The following is a 21391-nucleotide window of genomic DNA, read 5'->3' as shown; positions in this document are numbered from 1 at the left end:
TCGATCTTTATTTCACGAATAGCCGGAATCCTGTTATTCTGCGGGCCTGTCCAGGTTTTCCATGCCCCGCACCGCCCTGTCCATCTTCCCCCTCACCGAGGTCAAGAACCTGCGCTTCCAGTGCAGCGAGCCGGCCCTGCACGCCCACCCCTTCCACCAGATCTTCGTGCTCACCCGGGGCGGCGGCAGCCAGACCATGCACGGCGAGACCGTGACGTTCAAGGCCCCCTGGGTGCTGGTGGTCCCCCGCGGGCAGGCGCATCTCTACCTGCCGTCGGCGGATTCGGAAGGCTGGGCCATCGGGTTCACCGACGAATACCTGCCCCCCGGCAGCACCCTCCTGGCTTCCAACGCCTTCCCCCCCGGTGGGTTGGCGTTGCCCGTGCCCGGAATTGCCGAGCGGCTGTGCGGGCTGGCCCGCATCCTCCACGAGGGCGAGGACGAGGCCGGCGGCAGCTGCCCCACGGTGCAGTTCCATGTGCTGGCCGCCTTCCTGCAACTGCTCCACCACGCCTGCCAGCGCCAGCAGCCCGCCGACCGAAGCCTCCCCCTGGCGGACCACCTTCTCTTCCAGCGCTTCACGCGGCTCCTGGACGAGGCGTACCGGGCCCGGTGGGAGGTGGGGCGCTTCGCCCGGGAACTGCGCTGCTCCCAGCGCAAGCTGGCCACCATCTGCCAGCGCACCCTGGGCAAGTCCCCCCACGCCGCCCTGGAGGAGCGCCGCATGATCGAGGCCCGGCGCATGCTGACCCAGGGCGCCGAGTCCGTGCAGCAGATCGCCCTGGACCTGGGCTTCGAGGACCCGTCCTACTTCGCCAAGGCCTTCCGCCGGGTGGTGGGCGAGACGCCCACGGATTACCGCAACCAGCGCATGGGTTTGAACCCGGAATGGGCGAAGATTCACCAGGAAAGGTCCAATTAATACCAGGACCGCCCGGAGCCGGGTCCGCAAAGGGAGGGTGTACCCTCTCGAACCCTCTGCTGGTGCGGGTTTGAAGATTTTTTAAACCGGCCGGGATTCCACCGGAACATGAGTGGTTGTTCCCTGGGTGGGCCTGATATCCGGCCCTAGGATTAATTAAAGACCTCGTGGTCAATTGACTCAGGTCAAGCCTGAATCCCCTACCCCACCTGGGCGGCCCGTGGCCTGCCCGAATGAAGGAGTTCCCATGATTTCTAGGCGTTCTCTCTCCCTCGCCGCCGGCCTTTTCGCGGTCGCCGCCGCCGCCCAGGCCCAGGACAAACCCAACGTCACCATCTACGGCACCCTCATCGCCTTCGCGGACAACGTCCAGGCCTCGGACGCCAGCACCCGCGCCACCGACGGCAATTCCCTGGTGACCGTCTCGCCTTCGGCCACCAACGTGCCCTCCAAGCTGCGGATCACCTGCAGCACCTCGAACCTGGGCTTCAAGGGCGACTTCAAGATCAAGGGCGAGGACCTCAAGCTCATCTGGCAGGTGGAGAGCTCCGTGAGCGTGGACGGGGACGCCCCCAGCGTCCTGGCCGGCCGCAACAGCGCCATCGGCCTCTCCGGCGCCTCCTGGGGCACCGTGCTGGTGGGCAACTGGGACACCCCCTACAAGTTCCCCACCCTGTTCACGGGCACCCAGCGCGGGCTCTTCCCCTTCGACAACGGCCTCACCGGCAACCCCGGCTTCAACGTGCCCGGCACCGTCACCAACTCGGGCCGCGCCGGCACCAAGAACGACGCGTCCTTCAACCGCCGGCAGGGCAACAGCATCCAGTACTGGACCCCCGACATGTCGGGCTTCAGCGCCCGGGTGGCCTACTCGGTGAACGAGTCCAAGCCCACCTCCGACGCCGCCTCCCAGGCGCAGTACTCCCCCACCGTCATCTCCGCGCTGCTCAGCTACCGCACCGGCGGCCTCACCGTGCACTACGGCTACGAGCGCCACAACGACTACTTCGGCCTCTCCCAGCTCACCGCCAACGCCACCGCCCCCGGCCTCGCCAACGCCTCCTCCAAGGACGAGGGCCACGAACTGGCGGTGTTCTATGCCATTCCTTCCACCGGCACCCGCTTCACGGCCATCGCCGAGCAGCTCACCTACCACAACGACGAGACCGTGGCCGGCAAGGTCAGCGAATACAAGCGCACCGCCTGGGGCGTCTCGGCCCAGCAGAGCTTCGGCCAGCACAAGATCTGGGGCCTCTACGGCACCGCCGACAAGGGCAGCGCCAAGCTGGTGGGCGGCGCCAGCGCCAACGTCGAGGGCCTGGGGGCCACCCAGGCGACCGTGGGCTACAACTACGCCGTCACCCGCACCATGGACGTGTTCGCCACCTACTACACGATCGTCAACAAGGCCGCATCCACCTACGGCGCCTTCCCCGTCCTGGCCGGCATCAACCCCGGCGCGGACACCAAGGCCTTCGGCGTGGGCGTGCTCTACATCTTCTAACCCATCATCCGGGCCCTGGGGCCCGCAAGGAGGAACATCATGAGTGACGAGAAGAGCGGTCTGTCGAGGCGGGGCTTCCTGGGCGCCGGCGGCGCCATCATGGGCGGCCTGGCCCTGACCCAGCTGCCCCTGGACGGCGCGGCCCCGAAGGGCGCCGTGGTGGATTCCACCATGCCCCGCAAATGGGACGAGACCTTCGACGTGGTGATCGTGGGCAGCGGCTTCGCCGGTCTGGCCGCGGCGTACGAGGCCAAGAAGGCGGGGGCCTCCGTGGTGGTGCTGGAGAAGATGCCCACCCCGGGCGGCAACTCCATCATCAACGGCGGCATCGTGTCCGCCGCCGGCAGCCCCCTGCAGGCGAAGATGGGCATCAAGGACTCCCCCGAGCTCATGGCCAAGGACATGATGGTGGCGGGCCTGGGCCTCAACCACCCCGGCCTGGTCAAGCTCATCTCCGAGAAGTCCACGGAGACCGTCCTGTGGACCATCAGCGAACTGGGCGTGAAGTACCTGGACAACGAGCTGGTTCAGGAAGGTGGCCACACCGTCAAGCGCAGCTACAAGACCTACAACTCCAGCGGCTCGGCCATCGTGCTCCCCCAGCTGGCCAAGCTCAAGGCCCTGGGCGTGGAGCCCCGCCTGGAGACCTTCGTCACGAAGATCTACCGGGACAAGGACGGCCGGGTCAAGGGCCTGCAGGTCCGCGAAGGCTACGAGTTCCCCAAGGCCGACAGCGGCAAGCTCAGGACCATCCGGGCCCGCAAGGGCGTGGTGCTGGCCCACGGCGGCTTCGGCCAGGACGTGGCCTACCGCATGATCCAGGACCCCAAGCTCACCGCCAAGGTGGAGAGCACCAACCAGCCCGGCGCCACCGCCGAGATGTGGCGCGAGGCCTCCCGCATCGGCTGCAACATCATCCAGGGCGACTGGATCCAGGTGGGCCCCTGGGCGAGCCCGGACGAGAAGGGCTTCGGCCTGGCCCCGCACTTCGCCCAGGAGGCGGCCTCGATGTACGGCATCTGGGTGGACGCCACCACCGGCAAGCGTTTCATCGATGAGCTGGCCAACCGCAAGATCCGCGCCGACGCCATCATGATGCTCATGAACCAGGGCCACAAGTGCGTCGCCTTCGCCGATGCCAAGGCCGTCTCCCGGCTCACCCCCGGCGTCATGGACAAGCTGCAGAAGAGCGGCGTGGTCAAGGCCTACAACAGCCTGGAAGCCGTGGCGGACGCCTACGGCATGCCCAGGGCGGCCTTCCTGGAGACCGTCGCCAAGTACAACACGAACATCCGCAACAGCGACCCCAAGGATCCCAAGGACGACATCAAGGTCAGCACCAAGCTCCCCCAGGGCACCCTGCCCCTGGAGACCGCACCCTTCTATGTCTCCCGCCTGCTCCCCAAGGTCCACCACTGCATGGGCGGCATCTACACCAACACCGAAGCGCAGGCCATGGACATCTCCACGGACAAGCCCATCGAGGGCCTGTACGCGGCCGGCGAAGCCACGGGCGGCGTGCACGGCGCGGTGCGCCTGGGCAGCTGCGCGGTCATCGACTGCCTGGTGATGGGCCGGGCCGCCGGTTCCAACGCCGCCAAGGCCAAGGCCTGGGGCTAGTCATGAAGGTCGTCGCCATCCTGCTTTCCCTGGGGATGCTCCTGCCCCTGGCCGCCGCTCCCAAGCGGCTGGCCGGGGCGCCGGCGACCCAGTGCGCCGCCTGCCACGGAAAAGAGAAGGTCCTGCCCGCGGGCCACGAGGACATCCGAAAGGCCAAGTCCGGCTCATGCGCGACCTGTCACACCGGCGAGACGAGCCTCCGCACCAAGCTTCCCCTGGGCCACCGCCACGCCCTGGCGGGCGTGACCTGCCAGGACTGCCACGGCAAGGGCAAGCCCGCCGCCAAGGCCAAGCCCGAGGCCTGCGTGGCCTGCCACGCCATGGACGCCCTGGTGGCCAAGACCGCCCAGGCCAAGGATCACAACCCCCACGCCGACCAGCACGGGTACGCCGCCAACTGCAACCTGTGCCACCACCAGCACAAACCCTCCAAGAACTATTGTCTGACCTGCCATTCCTACAACTGGCCCGTGCCCTGAGCACGAGCGAACCTTCCGGGAGCACCCCATGGGCAACCTTGGCATCACTGAAATCCTCCTGATCGGCGTTTGCCTGCTGATCTTCTTCGGGCCGTCCAAGCTGCCCGAGCTGGGCAAGTCCCTGGGCCGGGGCATCCAGGAGTTCAAGAAGGCCAGCAAGGAGCTCACCAGCTCCGTCACCGACGAAAAGGCCTAGGCCATGGACTCCGCCGCCGCGACGACCATCGATGAACGCATGTCCTTCCGGGAGCATCTGCAGGAACTGCGGATGCGCCTGGTGCGCTCGGCCCTCACGGTGGCGGGGGCCTTCGCCCTGACGTACGCCTTCCGCCTCCGGCTGTGGACGTGGGCCCAGTGGCCCTTCCTGCAGGCCATGGGGCGCCAGATGAAACAGGACCCCGCCAGGCTGCAGCCCTGGGCCTTCACGGACCTCACCGAGCCGTTCTTCAGCCTCATGCGCCTTTCCGTATGGGTCGCCGCCTTCCTGGCGGCGCCGGTGATCTTCCTGCAGGTGTGGGGCTTCATCAAGCCCGCCCTGGGCCCGCGGGAACGGCGCCTTTGCATCCCCTTCCTCCTGGCCACCAGCGGCATGTTCCTGCTGGGCCTCGCCTTCGCGTACACCCAGGCCTTCCGGTTCCTGGGGGACATCCTCTTCCAGGAGGCCGCCGGCGCGGGGCTTCGCGCCAACCTCCACATCGACAGCTATCTGGATCTATTCCTTTCCACAATGGTCATCACCGGGCTGATGTTCGAGCTGCCGGTGCTCACCTTCTTCCTGGCCCGCTTCCGCCTCGTCACGGCCCGGCTCATGCTGAGGTTCTGGCGCCACGCCACGCTGGCGATCATCGTCGCCTCGGCCTTCTTCACTCCCGGGGACGTGGTGCTGACCACGGTGTTCTTCAGCCTGGTGCTGCTGGGCCTCTACTTTGTGTCCGTCCTCGTGGCCTGGGCCGCGGAACCGCGACGGGCGCGCACCTGACCCGGAACCTGCCGTTGCCGAGGCACGGTGTTTGAGGCGATAAGCCGGGTGATTCAGGTCTTCGTTTTTTGGGTTCTTCACGGAATCGAGTGAAGACCTCGACCCGCACTCACTCTGGCCTGCGCTTGGAATGGGCTTTGGAGGTTGCCGGATTCACCCGGTAACAGGTCGGCAGCAGCAGACTTCCGGCATCCTGGGTTTGTCTGGAACACGCATGGGTCGCCGGGTGTGAGCGCTATCTGGGAATCGTCCCCATCCGCTCCCACCGCGTCCACACCAGGAAATGCCGCACCCCGTCCACCAGGTTCATGAGCACGTCCCTGGGGCCCTTTGGCACGGTGGCATTCACGTCGTCGCGGCCGCCTTCGCGGAAGCTCCACCAGATGATGAAGGGGCGTCCGCGCAGGTGGTCAGTGGGCAGGAAGCCCCAATAGCGGCTGTCGGCGCTGTGATCACGGTTGTCCCCCATGGCGAAGACGTGACCTTCGGGGACCGTGACGGGTGGGAGGTCGTCCCGGTAGCCGAACACCGAAGGGCCCTGGTGGAACCGGGGCTCTGCGAAGGGCCAGACGGAGGAGACGGATTCCGGGGGAAGGCCCTCGGGGGGACCCACGTCCCGGTCGGCTGGCCAGGGGCCGGGGGAAGGATCAGCCCCGGGCTGGGGGTCATGGTGCTCCCAGGGGCCCGTCACGAGGCGGCCGTTCACATGGAGGCGCTTGCCGCGCACGGCGACGGTGTCCCCGGCCAAGGCCACGCACCGCTTCACCCAGTCCTCGCGGCGGTCGCCGGGAAACCGGAAGATGATGATGTCGCCCCGGGCGGGGGCGCGCATGGGGAAGAGGCTTGCTTCCCAGGCCCATTGGGGCGTCGCGAAGAGGAACTTGTTGGCCAGGATGTGGTCCCCGATGTGGAGGGTGTTCCGCATGGAGGCCGAGGGAATGGTGAACTGCTGTCCCACGAAGGTCTTGAAGAACGTGATGAGCACCACGGCGAAAAGGACGATTTCCAGGTTGTCCCTGATGAACCCCTTGGCTGCGCCTCCCGGCAAGGCGTTTTCCCTGTCCATGATCGTCCCTCCCTAGGAGGGTGCGCGCTCCGCACCGCCGGTTCCAGGGCCCCACTGTTTCCAGACGATGTAGCCCCCCCAGGCCAGGGCCGCGAGCAGGAGGCCGGCGCCGGCGATCCAGAACAGCCGCGCGATGCGCACGTCGTGGTTCAGCAGCCCGGTGCGCGAGAGGAGCTGGAACCAGTCGTGGCTCTCCCAATCCGTTCGGCCGGTCTCCCCGGTGGTGAGCAGCAGCTGGCGCACCCGGGCGTCGGCCACGTAGGGCGCGCAGTCCATCAGGCTCTGGCCCAGCCACCAGGCGCCCACGCTGGCCCCGAAGGGGTTGTCCTGCTTCAGGAAGACGCCGGCCACCAGGAGGGGCACCAGCAGCTGGCCCAGGGTGCCTCCCAGGATGCCCAGGAAGCTCCCCAGGGGGCCGAAGACCACGTGGCCCGCCTCGTGGAAGGGCAGGTCGATCCAGTGGAGGAACGAGCCGATCAGCCAAGGCCCCTGCATGGGCAGCAGCAGGATCCAGATGCTGACGAGTCCCAGGAGCACCAGGAAGGCGCCGCGCAGGGCCACCAGGCCCCGGTCCTCGCTGGGGGCGATGCGGAACATGCGCTCCTCCAGCCAGGAGGGCTCCGGCTCCGGCGGCCGCGGCCTGGGGCGGTAGCGGCTGAACACGACGCCGCAGTCGAGGCATTCCTCGCGTCCGTCGTCCTGGGGTTTCTGGCAGCGCGGGCAGAGCATGGCCTGTGGCCTCCGGATCGATTATTGATTGGTTGGGCCCCGAAGGGATTGTAAGGTTTTCACAAGAACCCCTCCCGAGGTCCGATGACCCAGACGCTGACCGTCAGCCAGCAGGCCAGAATCCTGAAGTGGGCCATGGAACGGGGCCTGCTCACCCAGGAGGAGATCGGGCTGAGCACCCACGAGGACGCGGCCACCCTTTCCGAATCGGACCTGTCCGAACGCTTCAACGCCCTCCATGCCGCCGGGCGCCTCCAGGGCGTGATGGAGACGGCCATCGCCTGGGACCAGGCGGACACGGCCGTCACGTCCTCGACGCCCGACTGGATCCGGGCCATGGGGGAGGTGGCCGCCGCCATGGACCCCGAGGACCTGGCGGGGTTCTCCCTGCCCCGGGACGGGCGCTACCTGCCCCTGGCCTTCCTGGGCGACGGCGGCATGGGCAGCGTGTACAAGGCTTTTGACCAGCAGCTCAAGCGGGTTGTGGCCCTGAAGTTCCTCAAGCGCCTGGAGCGTGCCCCCATGGAGCGCTTCCTCCAGGAGGGCCGCTCCCAGGCCCGCATCGAGCACCCCAACATCTGCAACGTGTACTCCGTGGACGAATACCAGGGGCAGCCCTACCTTTCCATGCGCTTCATCGCCGGTCCCACCCTCCGGGCGGCCCTCCCGCGCCTGAGCCTGGAGCAGAAGGTGCGCATCCTGGCGCAGGTGGCCCAGGCACTCCACAGCTGCCACCGGGAGGGCATCGTCCACCGCGACATCAAGCCCACCAACATCATGCTCGAGGCCCGGGAGGACGGCTCCTGGTGGCCCTACCTGATGGACTTCGGCCTGGCCCGGGACCTGGGCGACGAGGGCCTGACGGTGCCCGGGATGCTCATCGGCACGCCTATCTATTGCAGCCCCGAGCAGGTCCAGGGCCGCATGGGCGAGGTGGACCGGCGTTCGGACGTGTACTCCCTGGGGGCCACCCTCTACGAGTGCCTGGTGGGAGAGCCCCCCTTCCCCTCCGGCGGCGCCCTGGTGGACCTGATCCGGCGCATCGTCGAGGAGGATCCGGCCCCGCCCCGGGACCGCGTCCCCGGCATTCCCATGGACCTCCAGACCGTCGTCCTGAAGGCGCTGGAAAAGAGCCCGGGCCGCCGCTACGAGTCCGCGCGGGCCCTGGCCGAGGACCTGCAGCGGTACCTGGACGGCGATCCCATCCTGGCCCGCCGCAGCACCCTGGGCTACCGCATCGCCCGGCGCATCCGCAAGAACCGCGTGCTGGCCCTGGTGCTGGCCGTGTCGTCCCTGGCGGTGGTGGGGTTCGCGGCCTTCGGCGTCACCATGGCCGTGCGGGGCCGGGTGCAGGCCCAGAGCATCCAGCGCTACGGCCGCGAGGCCGAATACATGGAGGGCATCCTCCTCAAGGCCTACACCCTGCCGCTCCACGACGTGCGCATGGAGCGCGCCTACGTCCAGCAGCACCTGGACCGCATCCAGGCCTCCATGCCGGGCCTGGGGCGCTGGTCGCGGCCCGCGGCGCGCCAGGCGCTGGGGCGCGGCTACCTGGCCCTGGACCGCCTGGAGGAGGCCCGCCGGGAGCTGGAACCCGCCCCCGGGGCCACCCCCCAGGATCCGGACAACGCCCTGGCCCTGGGCCTCACCCTCACCCGGCTCCTCCAGTCCGAACTGGAGGGCCTGCGGGGCAAGGCCCTCGAGGAGCGCAAGAGGGACACCGAACAGGACCTGCGACGCCCTGCCCTGGCCTGCCTGCGCCGTGCCCAGGGCGCCCGCCAGGACGGCCCCGCCTACGTGGAGGGCATGCTGGCCCTGGTGGAGGACCGCTACGAGGACGCCATCGCCAAGGCCAAGGAATACCAGCGCCTGGCCCCCTGGGCCTACGAGGCCTGGCTCCTGGAGGCCGACGCCCACCGGGCCCTGGCGGCCCAGGCTTACGGCACCGGGGACTACAACGGCACCGAGGAGCGCCTGGCCCTGGCCGGCGACGCCCTCGCCCAGGCGCGCAACGTGGCCCGCAGCGCGCCCCTGGCCTACCTGGGGGAGTTGCAGCGGCGCATCCTCCTGTTCACGGTGCGGCTGGACCGGGGCCGGGCCACGGAGGCCGACCGGGACTGGGCCCTGGAGGCCGCCGATCTGTGCCTGAAGGCCAACCCGGGGGACTGGAAGGCCCTGGGTTATCGGGCGGCCATCAACCGGCGCTGGGGCGTCACGCTCATGAACCGGAACCAGGACCCCACCGCCAGCCTGGACGCCGCCGTGGCCGACGCGGAAAAGGGCCTGGCCTTCCGCCCCACCGACAACCCCCTCTGGAACAACCTGGGCACCTGCCTGCGCAACCGCGCCGACTGGGAGAGCCGCCGGGGCCTGGACCCCACCCGCACCCTCGCCCGCGCCGTGGAGGCCCTGGGCAAGGCCCTGGACCGGCCCCAGTACAAGGACTGGCTCCTGGACAGCATCGGAAACTGCCACGCCCTGCTGGCCCACTATCAGCTCGAACACGGCCAGGATCCCACCCGGGCCGTGCTCATGGCCGTGGACCTGCTGGGCCAGGCCGCGGCCCTCAAGCCCTGGGTGGGCCACAACTCCTCCCAGGGCTATGCCCTGGCGGACCTGGCGGCCTACCTGAAGCTCTCGGGCCAGGATCCCATGCCCCGGTACGAGGAGGCCCGCCGGGCCTTCGAGGCGGGCTTGGCCCTCAACGCCAATTCCTACCTGTGCCGGCTGGGCCTTGCCAACCTCCTGCTGGACCGCGCCGAAACCGCCCTGGAGCGGGGCGCCTCCCCCGGGACGGACCTGGTCCAGGCCGCCGGCCACCTGGAGGTCGCCCTGAAGGTGAACGCGCGCATCGGTCCCGAAGCGCTCCCCGCCCGGGCCCGGTGCCGCGCCCTGGAGTCCCTGGCCTCCGGGTCCACCGCGCCGCTGGCCGCGGCCCGGGCGGACCTGGCCAGGGCCGCCGTCCTTTCGGAAGGCCGCCCCGAGGCCGCCGTGGCCATCGCCCAGGCCTGGCTCCTGGTGCACCGCGCCGACCCCCGGGGCCCGGGCGCGGCGCAGGGCCTCGCGGCCCTGCGTCCGGCCCTCGCGGGACTTCCCTGGTCGGCCCAGGTCCTGCTCACCCAGGCCGGGCTCCTGTCCGCCCTGGGCCGGGGCGCCGAGGCGGACCGGGTCCGGGCCCGGGCGGTGGCCATGAACCCCAACCTGCCGGGAGCCTGACCCCGGCGGGCCACCTTACGTGAGCCGGTGGATGGAATACATCGTCACGGCAGCGAAACTCCACACGGAAAGAATGATTGCGATCTCGAGACCAGTCATTGGGTCCTCCTTGCCCATGAATTGCGCATAAACGATTGTTGGTTCCTTTGTTGAATTCCCATGGCCGGGCGGGGCCGTTAGAGTCTGGGAAGGAGGTGCAGGTGCACTATCTTCTGATCTACGACTACATCCCCGAAATCATGGAACGGCGCGGCGCGGTCCGCGCGGAGCACCTGGCCCTTGCGCGGCAGTTTCAGGACCGGGGCGAGCTTCTGCTGGGCGGTGTGCTCACCGAGCCGGTGGACACCGGACTGCTGCTGTTCCAGGGCGACGGCCCCGAGGCCGCCGAGGCCTTCGCCAAGGCCGACCCCTACGTGAAGAACGGCCTGGTGACCCGGTGGCAGGTGCGCCAGTGGCTGACCGTCGTGGGACGCGACGCGGCCAGCCCGATCCTCTAGGAGGCTGTGGCCGTGGCGTGAAGTTGGAGGCCCAGGGCATGAACGACCTTGATGAATGTGTCCAGTTCGGGGTTCCCCTCGCCGGATAGGGCCCGGTAGAGGGATTTGGGGTTCAGCCCTGTGGCCTCGGCGATCTTCGCCATCCCCTTGGCACGTGCGATGGTTCCCAAGGCGGCGGCGATGACCTTGGGGTGGCCGTCCTCAAGGGCGGCTTCCAGGAGGGCGGCCATGCGTTCATCGCTGACGAGGTTCGCGGCAGCATCATAGGGGGTCGTCAGGGTTCTTGGAACGCGGACCGGAGCTTTGGGTGCGCGGGGGGTGCGGCGCTTGGTGGGTTCCATGGAATCCTCCTCAGAGGGAGACGCCCTGGCCCACGGGCTTCACATCACCGGGAAGGCCCAGGGCCAGACGAAAGATCCGGGTTTCGACGCGGGCATAGGCCCTTGGATCCTTCAGGCCATCCAACCATTTTTGGAATTCGAGAGTCTTTCGGACCTCGGTCATGGAGTAATGGTAGCTTAAAAGCGACAAAGTGCAAGCCCATTTGGCAGGTCCACTGCCGGAGGACGGGCGGCAAGGAAAAGCCCAGGCGCGAGCCTGGGCTTTTCCTGGTACCGGCGACGGTGTTCAGGCCTCGGCTTCGGCCTCCGTGGCCAGCGCTTCGGGGAGCTTGCCCTTGTAGCCCGCCTGACGCTTGCCGGCATGGCGGTGTGCCTGCACCTCAAGCTTGTCCAAGGCTTGGGAAAGGCTCTGGTACATGTCGGTGCTCTCGGCGGACGCGATGAAATCGCCGCCGCTCGTCTTCAGGGTGATCTCGGCGGCGTGCCGGTGCTTCTCCACGCTGAACGTGACATGGACGTCGATGATGTCGTCCAGGTACGTCTGCATCTTGTCCAGGCCTTCCTGCGCGGACTGCCGCAGGCTGTCGGACACTTCAACGTGGCGGCCGGTGTAGATGACCTTCATCGTGGACTCCTTTGAAGGGGGGACCTTGCGGGTCCGGTGAAAAACGACACTACGTCTTGGGTGCGCCGACCGGGGGTTTCGTTCAACGGCGTCTGCGCCGGGATGCGGGCGGGATCTTGCATTCCTCGCGGTACTTGTTGACGGTCCTCCGGGCGACCTTGATGCCGTCCCGTTCCAGCAGCTTGGCGATGGTCTCGTCCGACAAGGGCTTGGCAGGGTCCTCGGCCTGCACCAATGCCTTGATCTTGTGCTTGACCACCGTGGCGGAAACGTCGTCCCCGCTGTTGGAACCGAGACTGGCGCTGAAAAAGTAGTTGAGGTCGAACAGGCCCTGGGGCGTGTGGATGGTCTTGGCCTTCACCACGCGCGAAATGGTTGACTCATGAAATCCCGTGGACTCGGCCACGTCCCGCAGGACCATGGGGCGCAGGCGTTCGATGCCGTGCTCCAGGAATTCCCGCTGCAGTTCCACGATGGACGCGGACACGCGCAGCACCGTGCGGTTGCGGTCCTCCACGCCCCGGATGAAATCCCGGGCGGAGCGGTACTTGTCCCGGATGAAATCCTTGTCGTCCTTGCCTTCGGCGCTGGCCAGGAAGTGGCGGTACTCGCCGCTCACCCGCAGGCGGGGCACCGTCTCGTCGTTGAGGTACACCTTCCAGGTGCCGTCCTCGCCCTTGAGGACCACCACGTCGGGCTTCACGACCCGCTCGCTCTCCGGATCGAAGGCCCGGCCCGGGGTGGGGTGCAGGTGGCGCAGGACCGCCAGGGCCTCGCCCAGGTCCTCCTCGGTGCAGCCCATGGCCTTGCGCAACTTGGCGTTGTCCCGCTGGCTGAGGAGGTCGGCCTGCTCCAGGATGATGCGCACCGCCAGGTCGTCGGGCTCGGCCCCCGCGTGGCGCAGCTGCACCAGGAGGCTCTCCTTCACGTTGAAGCAGCCCACGCCGGAGGGATCGAATTCCTGGAGGATCTCCAGGAGTTCCCGGAGCAGCGCCTCGTCGATGTTCAGTTCCCGGGCCAGTTCCTTGGGGTTCGTCTCCGTGGCCTGGTCGGGATCCAGCCGGAGGAAGCCCTTGGGGTCCACGTGGTCGATGAGCGCCTCGAAGGGGACCGCGCGCGGATCGTCGGGATCCAGGGTCTGGTACAGCTGGCTGATGAGGTGCTCCTGCAGGGTTTCGGTGCTGCTGAGGCGATCCTCCCAGCTGGTGCGCTCGTCGTCCGGCAGACTGCTGGTTCGGGGCAGGTCCAGGTCCCAGGAATTCTCCGCGCCCATCTCCGTTTCCTGCACCTGGGAGATGCCGGCCTCGGTGAAGGCCTCCAGGTCCGCCTCGGGGTTCATCTCCCCGGGGGTTTCGGGCAGGGGGCCCAGGTCCACGGAATCCGTGCCTTCGGGGACCTCGGCGCCGGCCTCGGCGACCTCGGAGTCGTGGCCCTCCTCCAGGGCCTCCAGGGTGGGGGTCTCGTCCCCGTCCTCCAGGAGTTCGAGCAGGGGGTTCTCGCCCAGTTCTCGCTCGATGGTCTGGCTCAGCTCCAGCAGGTTCATCTGCCACAGCTTGAGCTTGAGCTGCATGGCGGGCGTCAGGGCAAGCGTCTGGCTCTGGGCCAGGCGCTGGGAGAGGTGGTGGCCGAGGTTCGCCATCAATCCAGCCTGAAGCGATCGCCGAGGTAGACCCGGCGGATATCTGGATCGTCAGCGATCTCCTGGGGCAGGCCGTGCTTCATGATCATTCCATCTGCAAGGATGTACGCGCGGTCGGCGATCTGCAAGGTTTCCCGAACATTATGGTCCGTGATCAGCACGCCGATTCCCCTGGCTTTCAGATCGGCAATGAGACCCTGGATCTCCAGTACCGATTTCGGGTCGACGCCCGCGAACGGTTCGTCCAGCAGCATGATGCGCGGATCCGTGACGAGGGCCCGGGCCATCTCGCACCGCCGGCGTTCGCCACCGGAAAGCGACATGCCCAGGGTGCCCCGCACCTTGTGCAGGTGGAAATCGGCCAGGAGCTTCTCGCACCGGGCCACCTGCTCGTCCTTGGAGACGGGCTGCAACTCGGCCAGGGCCAACAGGTTCTCCCAGACCGTCAACCCCCTGAAAACGCTGGATTCCTGGGGGAGGTAGCCGATGCCCTGGCGGGCCCGCCGGTGCATGGGCATGCGGGTGATGTCCTGGCCCTGCCAGATGATGCTTCCCCGGTCGGGGGCCTCCACGCCCACGACCATGTAGAAGGTGGTGGTCTTGCCGGCGCCGTTGGGGCCCAGCAGGCCCACCACTTCACCCGGGGAGACGTTCAGGGACACGTCACGCACGACCGTGCGGTCGCCGTAGCGCTTGGAGACGTTCCGGGCCTCGAGGCGGATGTCCTGGGTCACGGGCGGACCTCCGTGATGGCCTTCACGTTCCCGTGCCAGGTGGCCACCTGCCTGCCCGGATCCAGGTCCAGGGTGTCCCCCCTGCCCTCCCCCATGCGGCCCCTTAATACAACTGATCCATTCGCAGTCATTTGCTTCACGACATTCCCTGGCCCCAGCGTTACCGAGATGTGCTCCGCTTGCAAGTGCCAGCCTTGGCCCTGGCACTCCACGCGGCTGTCCAGGGTCAGGAGGGAGCCCTTGGCCTGGCCCCGGTCCGCCCGCAGGTTGATGTCCCCCTCCTGGGCCGCCAGGGCGCCGGCGACGCCCTGGGGGAAGATCACCTCGTCCCGGGTCTTGACGACCTTGAGGCCGGTGAGGCGCTGCCGGAGGCGGGTCCAGGTGACGGGCCGGCCGGTGAGCGTCATGACGCTGCCCTCCCAGGCCAGGGCGTCGCTGCGCACCTGCGCCCCGTCGAAGAACCGGGCCTGGATGGGCCCCTTGAACTGCCATTTGAGCGGGTTGCCCGTGCCCTCCCCGGCGGAGAAGGTGCCCATCTCGCCCCGGCCCAGGGCCGGCGCATGGATCCGCCAGGTGCGCTGGCGGTGGCGGCCCTCGATGCGCGGGCTGCTGAGGGAGCGCTCGCCCCAGGTGAGCACGGCCTGGGGTTCAGCCCAGGTCTGGCCCACCTGGAGATCGGCCGGCAGGTCAGGCCCCGGGGCGGTGCGCTGCAGGACCCGGGGGGCCCTCAGGGTGGCCTTGAGGCCCTCCAGGGGCTGTTCCCACCGCACGTCGCCCTCCAGCCGCAGGCCGTCCGGGGTCCACCGGGCGCCCAGGGAGGTGAGGGTCTCGGGGCCGTTTTCCGTGGCCCGGGTGGCCTTGAAGTCCCTGAACTCCATGCGGTCGAAGGGTTGCCCCTTGGCCGGGCGGGGCGCCAGCGCGTGGGCGGACCCGCCGGACCAGCCGTCGTCCCGCTGGAAACGGATGGGCGCGTCGAACCGGACTTCCGCCGGCTGAATGCGCACAAGGGCCGCCTGCACGGTGCCGCCCTCGAGGGTCGCGTCCACCTCCTCCAGGCGGCCGTCCTGGAACCCCAGGGCGGCCTGCATGCGCTGGGCCCTGAGGTTGCGGAGGGCGCCCGGATCGGCGGCCACCCAGTCCACGGGGCCCTTGTCCACCCGGAACTGGCCGTCCAGGCCCCGGTGCCAGCCCGGCGGGAGCGTCCAGCGGCCGCGGCCATTGCCCTGGAGATCATCCCACACCAGGGTGCTCAGGCCCGTCCACACGCCGTGGTCCCAGCCCAGGGCGGGGCCGGCCGCGGCCATGAAGCCCCGGCCGGCGGGGGCCTGGAGGGCGGTGTCCCGGGCGTCCACGGTCATGGGTCCCATGAGGGTCCAGATCCCCTTGATGCGCTGGGCGGCGGGCGACACCATGCCCCACACCGTCTGGGGTTCCTCCAGGCGGCCGTTCACCTTGTCCAGGGTGATCTCCTCCTGGGTTCCCTGGATGGTCTCGTAGGACAGGGCGAACTTGCCCGCCCCCAGCTGCTCCACGAAGGTGCCGAAGCGGCCCCGGGTGCCCGAGCCCAGGAAGAGCGGTTCCCCGCTTTCGGGCTTGAGGGGGCGGGGACCCCGGCCCATGTAGATGCCGGTGATGCCCACGATGGACAGCACAAGCGCCCCGCCGGCCACCCGCCAGAAGGGGCTCCGGGTGCCCAGGAGTTCCCAGGCGCTCATGGGGCCTCCCGGGGGTCCACCGCCCCGTCCACGCGCCAGGAGCGTCCCCAGCGGGGGTGGTCCTGGGGGGCCACGGCCAGGCAGAGCTGGCCTTCCAGGCTGCGGGGTTCCTCGGCGAAGAGGGTGAACTCCTCTGCCTCGCCCGCCATGCGGAACTTGCGGTACCCGGCGCCGAAGGTCTTCGGCTGGCCGGCGATCTGGCCCTCCACCAGCAGGAGGGGCTCCGGGAAGCCCTGGCCGAAGGGCTCCAGGCGCTCCAGTTCGGCGCGCGAGGGGGCCAGGCGCGTGCCGGCGCCGTCCACCACCACCGCGGCGTCCGGGGCGTCCACCGCCTGGTCCCGGGCGCCCAGTTCCAGGGTGCGCTTGACCATGCGGAGGTTGTTCATGGGGAAGGTCATGCCGGCGGCGTAGCGGTGTCCGCCCCCGGTGGTGAGGTAGGGCCGGGCACGTTCCAGGAGCTCGCGCAGGTCGTAGGGCTCCGGCGCCCGCACGGAGCAGTGGGCCACGCCTTCGATGACGGTGCACACCGCGGAGGGGCGCTGGGCGGCGCGCATGCGGTGGCCCGCGACGATGCCGATGACGCCCTTGTGGGCGGTGGGCTCCACCACCAGGTCGAAGGCGTCCTCCCCGGGCGGTGGGAGTTGTTCCCCCAGGGCGCGCTGGATCTCGCGGCGTTCAAGATTGAGGGCCTCCACCCGCTCCATGAGGCTCGCGGCGGTGGCGGCGTCCCGGGCCAGGAGGAGGCGCACGGCGTCCTCGGCCCCGCCCATGCGGCCCACCGCGTTCAGACGGGGACCGATCTGGTAGCCGATGTCCTTGGCCCGCACCGCCCCGTCGACCTTGGCGGCCCGCAGGAGGGCCGAGAGCCCGGGACCGTTGGCGCCGGCCAGGGCCAGGAGCCCGCGCTTGACCAGGAGGGCGTTCTCCCCCCGCAGCGGAACCATGTCGGCCACCGTGCCCAGGGCCACGAGCTTCAGGAGCCCATCCAGGAACGGTCCGTCCCCGGCCCGGGGCGTGGGCGCCGCGTCCAGCAGGGCCTGGGCCAGCTTGAAGGCCACCCCCACGCCGGCCAGGGCGGGATTGGGGTAGTCCTCCAGCCCCGGGTGCACCACGGGGCACGCCGGCAGTTCGGGTCCCAGGGCGTGGTGGTCGGTGATGATCCAGTCGGCGCCCAGGTCCCGGGTTGCCTCCACCTCGGCCAGGCTGCGCACCCCGCAGTCCACGGAGATGAGGAGGGTGGGTCCGCGCTGGGCCACCACCTCCCGGATGCACTCCAGGTTGAGGCCGTAGCCGTCGTTGAAGCGGTTGGGGATGAAGAAGCTGGCCTTGGCCCCCAGCTTCTCCAGCACCCGCATGAGCAGCGCGGAGGCCGTGACGCCGTCCACGTCGTAGTCGCCGTAGACGCAGATGGTCTCGTCCCGTTCGAGGGCCGCGCGGATGCGGGCCACGGCCCCGGCGACCCCCGGCAGCAGGAAGGGGTCCGTGGACCGGGCCCAGGAGGGATCCAGTCGCCACCCCAGCTCATCGCCGTCGGCGTCCCGCAGCCAGGCCAGGCGCGCCCCTTCGGGGCTGAGGTCCCAGGCGCGGGCCAAGGGGATCCAGGGGCTGGCACCCGGCAGATGGGCCCGGCGCATGCGCCAGGGCAGCGGGTTCATCGGACGACGCTGCCCATGCGGGCGAACTTTTCGTAGCGCTGGTCGATGAGCTCCCGGGGGCCCAGGGGCCGCAGGGCCTCCAGCGCCTTGAGCACCGCGTCCTTGAGCAGGGACGAGGCCTGGTCCCAGTCCCCGTGGGCGCCGCCCAGGGGCTCCGGGATGATGCCGTCGATGAGGCCCTGGGCCAGGAGGTGCGGGGCGGTGATCTTCAGGGCCTCCGCGGCCGCCGGGGCCTGGGCGGCGTCCTTCCAGAGGATGGAGGCGCACCCCTCGGGGGTGATCACGGAGTAGACCGCGTATTCCTGCATGAGGACGGTGTTGGCCACCCCCAGGGCCAGGGCGCCGCCCGAGCCCCCTTCCCCGATGACGACGGCCACCACCGGCACCGTGAGCCGGGCCATCTCCTTCAGGTTCCGGGCGATGGCCTCGGCCTGGCCCCGCTCCTCGGCATCCAGGCCCGGATAGGCGCCCTGGGTGTCGATGAGGGTGAGCACGGGCCGCCGGAACTTCTCGGCCAGCTTCATGAGGCGCAGGGCCTTCCGGTACCCCTCGGGCTTGGGCATCCCGAAATTGCGGATGATCTTCTGCTTGGTGTCCCGGCCCTTCTGCTGGCCCAGGACCATGACCGCCTGGCCCCCGATCCAGCCCATGCCGCCCACGATGGCCGCGTCGTCCCCGAAGTTCCGGTCCCCGTGGATCTCCTCGAACCGGTCGCAGATGCGCTCGATGTAGTCCAGGGTGTAGGGCCGGCGGGGGTGCCGGGCCAGCTGGGTGCGCTGCCAGTCGGTGATGGACGCGAAGACCTCGGCCTTGAGCTTGTCCACCTTCTTGCGGAGGCGGTCCCGCTCCTTGGTCTTGGCCGGATCCATCTCCAGGGCCCGGATCTGGGCCTCGAGGTCGAGAATGGGCCGTTCCAGATCGGCAAGGTCAGTGGTTTGTCCGCTCAAAAGCACCTCGGAAGGATGGAAAGTCCAGTTTAGAGGCCCCGGCCCCCAAAGACCAGCGCCGCCTTCCTTGCGGCCGGCGACCGGGGCGACCATCCTTGGGGCTGGAGGTGCGACATGCGAGCCTGGGTCATGGGGATTCTGGTGGCGGGACTGGCGATGGCGGAGACCCCCGCCGTCGAGGTGCTGGGCTCGGCCCTGAAAGTGGTGCCGGGTCCCATCCCGTCGGAGCGCCTGCGCGACATGGCCGGGGGACCCGGCAATTCCAGCATCGATGTGAGGATCCGCCGTTCCGCCAGGCGCACCGGTTTCCTGCCCGCCGTGGAAGTCCCCAAGGGGGAAGCCATCGCCATCACCCACGAGGTTTCCGGTCCTGCCGGCTGGCAGGCCTACCGGGTGGAAACGGCCCCCGGCGAGAAGGTCCACGCAAGGCTGCGTTCGGAACACGAGGCGTGGTACGTGGTGAAGTGCGTGAACCGGAACGGGCAGCTGGAACAGGGCATGCTCCAGAACCTGATCCGCACCGGGAATCCTGAGGCGTCCTACCAGAATCCGGGCAAGCAGACGGTGACGGTGTACTTCGTGGTGGACACCACGGAGATCCTGGGGGGGAGGGAACCCTACGTGCTGACCTTCACCCGGGGGAAGGCGCCGGAGGCGGCGGCGAAGTAGGGACGGGGGCAAATTAGCATCGGCATCCGGCCAGGGGAGGGCTGGAACCTTTGCGATTTATTTACCATACATATCTCATGCGACCCTTCCCCGCCTCTCCGCACCGGCCCCGGCCCCTTTTGTCCCTGCTTGCCCTCACCTTCCTGGCCCTTCCCCTGGCCGCGAATCCGCTCCCTCCCCCCTCCGAACGCAAGGAGGAGAAGGAGGCTCCCAAGCCCCTGCCCTCTTCCCCGGACACGCGCGTGGTGCCCTTCGACGCGGCCAAGGTCGGTCATTGGCCCGGCCTGCCCAACCTGGGCGGATCGTGTTTCACCAATGCTTCCTTCAAGCTGCTCGCCAGCGTCCCGGCCATGGATCCCATCCTGGCCGACACGCCCGGGGACGACGTCCCCACGGCCAACCTGCGCCGCCAGTTGCGATTGGTGATCAATTTCATCCGGTCCGCGGATGCCCCCGGGCAGCCGCCGGCAAAGACCGTCCTCGCCGGGTTCTTCGACGCCCTCCAGAACCACGAACGCACGTTCACCACCTACAAACGGGCGATGGCCTATGGAGGCCATCCGGGCGACTTCATCAGCCTGCTCCTCTCGGTCCTCGGGAAGCCGGACGTCTTCGGCATCGCAGCGACGGTCCGGACCACCTCCACGAACCCGGCGACGCCTGTCACGCTTGACGATTCCGTGCCGTTCAGGGTGAACCTTGCCTTCCCTGGCGGCCGGGACCTGGCGTCCGTGACCACCCTGGGCGATTTCCTATCCAAGGTCATCACGGTGCCCGAACGTTGGACCGAAGGGGACCACACCACCCGCGTCCACACCTTTCCCACCCGGGTGCCGGACACCGTCTTCCTGGACGTGAACCGGGTCCCCGCCCCGGGCATGTCCGTGGCCTTCTCGCCCACCGTGCAGATCCCCACGTTCACGGTGGACAAGGTCCAGGGCACCGCCACCCCCCTGGACCGCGCAACCCTCCATCCCACGGCGCTGGGCATGGACTCGGACTGCCATGCCTGGGCGGTCGTGCGCGGGAAGGACGGCTGGTTCATCCAGGACGACGAGTTGCCCCCCCGCCCCGCCACCCCCGCCGAACTGGACGACTATGAGGACCCGGGCGAGGAGAAGTCCCGCCGGGTCGGATTCGTGGTCTATCACAAGTGAGGGGGCCCCTGGCGGAGCCAATCGCCCAGGGCCTCGGGCGTGTCCACGTCGGCCCAGCAGGGGTGGGGCCAGGGAACGGCCAGCGCGGGGAGGGCGCCGGACAGCTCCCTCAGGCTGGCGGTCTGAAGGGTGGCCAGGGTCCCGAGCAGGCCGGAAGGGAGGAAGCTTCCCAGGTACTGGGCGTAATCGTCCACCTGCGCCATGACCCAATGCTGGGCCGCCGGGTCGGCCTCCAGGACCTTGGCATGCCAGGCGGCAAGGGCCTCGGGGGTCCAGCGCACCTGATCGCAGGCCACCACCCACCAGCGTTCGGGGGTCTGGACCTCCCGGCCGGCCCAGTGGGCCAGGGCGGCAGCGGGCCCCTGGCCGGGGTCGGCCATGGGGATCAGCTCCGGCCGGTCCGGGAGGGGCTCGCCCAGCACCTGCACAGGGCCGCCGGGGAAAACCGCCTCGAAGACGCCCACCAGGTGGCCGCCCCAGGTGCCGCCCCGGGGATGGGGCTGGGCATGCTTGGGACCGCCGAAGCGGCGGCCCCGGCCTCCGGTGAGGAGAAGCAGGCCGGCTTTCACTCGACCTTGTCCAGGACGTCCTGGACCCAGGTGTAGACGGCCACGGAGGAGGGCATGCCCAGGGTGGAGGCCCCCAGGGCCACCACCTGTTCCAGTTCCTCCCGGGTGATGCCGGCCCGGAGGGCCTTGCGCACGGCGGAGTGCACGGCCCCTTCCCGGAAGGCGCCCATGGCCACGGCCAGCTTCACCAGGCGCTGGGTACGGGCGTCCAGGGGGCCCTGGGCTTCCTCCCGGTGCATGGTTTCCCAGGCTTCCCCGAGGGCGGGAAACCGCTGGACAAAATCCATGTATTTCATTGTGGAATCAGAAGTTCGCTTCACGCGTGCCC

General features: G+C 69.1%; 21 protein-coding genes. 10 read left to right on the top strand and 11 right to left on the bottom strand.

The window, feature by feature from the left end; genetic code table 11:
* Positions 1-61 precede the first annotated feature (61 nt).
* The 6 genes from ACZ5LB_RS04760 (at position 62) to tatC (ending at position 5504) form a co-directional block, all read left to right on the top strand.
* Positions 62-922, top strand: coding sequence for an AraC family transcriptional regulator (locus tag ACZ5LB_RS04760; RefSeq protein WP_464604975.1), 861 nt, complete (start codon positions 62-64; stop codon positions 920-922).
* A 247-nt stretch (positions 923-1169) separates the two neighbouring features.
* On the top strand, positions 1170-2426 hold the full coding sequence (locus ACZ5LB_RS04755; protein WP_464604974.1) for a porin: 1257 nt from the start codon (positions 1170-1172) through the stop codon (positions 2424-2426).
* Between the two features lie 39 nt (positions 2427-2465).
* A complete protein-coding gene (locus ACZ5LB_RS04750; protein WP_464604973.1) occupies positions 2466-4046 on the top strand; it encodes a flavocytochrome c in 1581 nt (526 codons plus the stop codon).
* Between the two features lie 2 nt (positions 4047-4048).
* Complete coding sequence (locus ACZ5LB_RS04745; RefSeq protein ID WP_464604972.1) at positions 4049-4525, top strand: cytochrome c3 family protein; 477 nt, start codon at positions 4049-4051, stop codon at positions 4523-4525.
* A 28-nt stretch (positions 4526-4553) separates the two neighbouring features.
* Complete coding sequence (locus tag ACZ5LB_RS04740) at positions 4554-4721, top strand: twin-arginine translocase TatA/TatE family subunit (protein ID WP_306600588.1); 168 nt, start codon at positions 4554-4556, stop codon at positions 4719-4721.
* A gap of 3 nt (positions 4722-4724) precedes the next feature.
* A complete protein-coding gene (gene tatC, locus ACZ5LB_RS04735; RefSeq protein WP_464604971.1) occupies positions 4725-5504 on the top strand; it encodes a twin-arginine translocase subunit TatC in 780 nt (259 codons plus the stop codon).
* Between the two features lie 235 nt (positions 5505-5739).
* On the opposite strand, the gene lepB is transcribed toward tatC, so the two are convergent.
* Together lepB and ACZ5LB_RS04725 are read right to left on the bottom strand one after the other, a co-directional pair.
* Positions 5740-6570 (bottom strand): signal peptidase I, encoded by an 831-nt coding sequence (lepB, locus tag ACZ5LB_RS04730; protein ID WP_464604970.1) that lies wholly within the window; start codon positions 6568-6570, stop codon positions 5740-5742.
* A gap of 12 nt (positions 6571-6582) precedes the next feature.
* The gene (locus ACZ5LB_RS04725) at positions 6583-7299 is read right to left on the bottom strand and encodes a zinc ribbon domain-containing protein (protein WP_464604969.1); all 717 of its coding nucleotides are present in this window, start codon (positions 7297-7299) and stop codon (positions 6583-6585) included.
* Between the two features lie 84 nt (positions 7300-7383).
* On the opposite strand from ACZ5LB_RS04725, the gene ACZ5LB_RS04720 reads away from it, so the two are divergent.
* Positions 7384-10515 carry a serine/threonine-protein kinase gene (locus ACZ5LB_RS04720; RefSeq protein WP_464604968.1) on the top strand — a complete coding sequence of 1044 codons (3132 nt, stop codon included), beginning with the start codon at positions 7384-7386 and terminating at the stop codon, positions 10513-10515.
* Between the two features lie 200 nt (positions 10516-10715).
* Positions 10716-11012, top strand: coding sequence for a YciI-like protein (locus ACZ5LB_RS04715; protein ID WP_464604967.1), 297 nt, complete (start codon positions 10716-10718; stop codon positions 11010-11012).
* Here the strand turns inward: ACZ5LB_RS04715 and ACZ5LB_RS04710 are convergent.
* The 7 genes from ACZ5LB_RS04710 to ACZ5LB_RS04680 all read right to left on the bottom strand — a co-directional run bounded on the left by ACZ5LB_RS04710 (position 11009) and on the right by ACZ5LB_RS04680 (position 18668).
* Positions 11009-11353, bottom strand: a complete 345-nt coding sequence (locus tag ACZ5LB_RS04710; protein WP_464604966.1) for an addiction module antidote protein — start codon at positions 11351-11353, stop codon at positions 11009-11011. The genes ACZ5LB_RS04715 and ACZ5LB_RS04710 overlap by 4 nt on opposite strands.
* Positions 11354-11639: 286 nt before the next feature.
* Positions 11640-11978, bottom strand: a complete 339-nt coding sequence (gene hpf, locus ACZ5LB_RS04705; RefSeq protein ID WP_464604965.1) for a ribosome hibernation-promoting factor, HPF/YfiA family — start codon at positions 11976-11978, stop codon at positions 11640-11642.
* Positions 11979-12060: 82 nt separating this feature from the next.
* Positions 12061-13617, bottom strand: a complete 1557-nt coding sequence (gene rpoN / locus ACZ5LB_RS04700; RefSeq protein WP_464604964.1) for an RNA polymerase factor sigma-54 — start codon at positions 13615-13617, stop codon at positions 12061-12063.
* The gene (gene lptB / locus ACZ5LB_RS04695; protein ID WP_464604963.1) at positions 13617-14351 is read right to left on the bottom strand and encodes an LPS export ABC transporter ATP-binding protein; all 735 of its coding nucleotides are present in this window, start codon (positions 14349-14351) and stop codon (positions 13617-13619) included. The genes rpoN and lptB overlap by 1 nt, the downstream gene beginning before the upstream one ends.
* The gene (locus ACZ5LB_RS04690) at positions 14348-16066 is read right to left on the bottom strand and encodes a hypothetical protein (protein WP_464604962.1); all 1719 of its coding nucleotides are present in this window, start codon (positions 16064-16066) and stop codon (positions 14348-14350) included. The genes lptB and ACZ5LB_RS04690 overlap by 4 nt, the downstream gene beginning before the upstream one ends.
* Entirely contained in the window at positions 16063-17721 is a 1659-nt protein-coding gene (locus ACZ5LB_RS04685; protein WP_464604961.1) for a single-stranded-DNA-specific exonuclease RecJ, read from the bottom strand. The genes ACZ5LB_RS04690 and ACZ5LB_RS04685 overlap by 4 nt, the downstream gene beginning before the upstream one ends.
* Positions 17718-18668, bottom strand: coding sequence for an acetyl-CoA carboxylase carboxyltransferase subunit alpha (locus ACZ5LB_RS04680; protein WP_464604960.1), 951 nt, complete (start codon positions 18666-18668; stop codon positions 17718-17720). The genes ACZ5LB_RS04685 and ACZ5LB_RS04680 overlap by 4 nt, the downstream gene beginning before the upstream one ends.
* A 114-nt stretch (positions 18669-18782) precedes the next feature.
* On the opposite strand from ACZ5LB_RS04680, the gene ACZ5LB_RS04675 reads away from it, so the two are divergent.
* Both ACZ5LB_RS04675 and ACZ5LB_RS04670 read left to right on the top strand, forming a co-directional pair.
* Complete coding sequence (locus tag ACZ5LB_RS04675; protein ID WP_464604959.1) at positions 18783-19337, top strand: hypothetical protein; 555 nt, start codon at positions 18783-18785, stop codon at positions 19335-19337.
* Positions 19338-19456: 119 nt separating this feature from the next.
* The gene (locus tag ACZ5LB_RS04670) at positions 19457-20494 is read left to right on the top strand and encodes a hypothetical protein (RefSeq protein WP_464604958.1); all 1038 of its coding nucleotides are present in this window, start codon (positions 19457-19459) and stop codon (positions 20492-20494) included.
* On the opposite strand, the gene ACZ5LB_RS04665 is transcribed toward ACZ5LB_RS04670, so the two are convergent.
* A complete protein-coding gene (locus ACZ5LB_RS04665; protein WP_464604957.1) occupies positions 20485-21063 on the bottom strand; it encodes an NTP transferase domain-containing protein in 579 nt (192 codons plus the stop codon). The genes ACZ5LB_RS04670 and ACZ5LB_RS04665 overlap by 10 nt on opposite strands.
* On the bottom strand, positions 21060-21383 hold the full coding sequence (locus ACZ5LB_RS04660) for a carboxymuconolactone decarboxylase family protein (RefSeq protein WP_464604956.1): 324 nt from the start codon (positions 21381-21383) through the stop codon (positions 21060-21062). Before ACZ5LB_RS04660 ends, ACZ5LB_RS04665 begins: the two co-directional genes overlap by 4 nt.
* Positions 21384-21391: the final 8 nt, after the last annotated feature.

It is taken from the genome of Mesoterricola sp. MK458 (assembly GCF_055384935.1).
The sequence above is the reverse complement of the archived record's forward strand: the minus strand, read 5'-3'. Positions and strand labels throughout refer to the sequence as shown.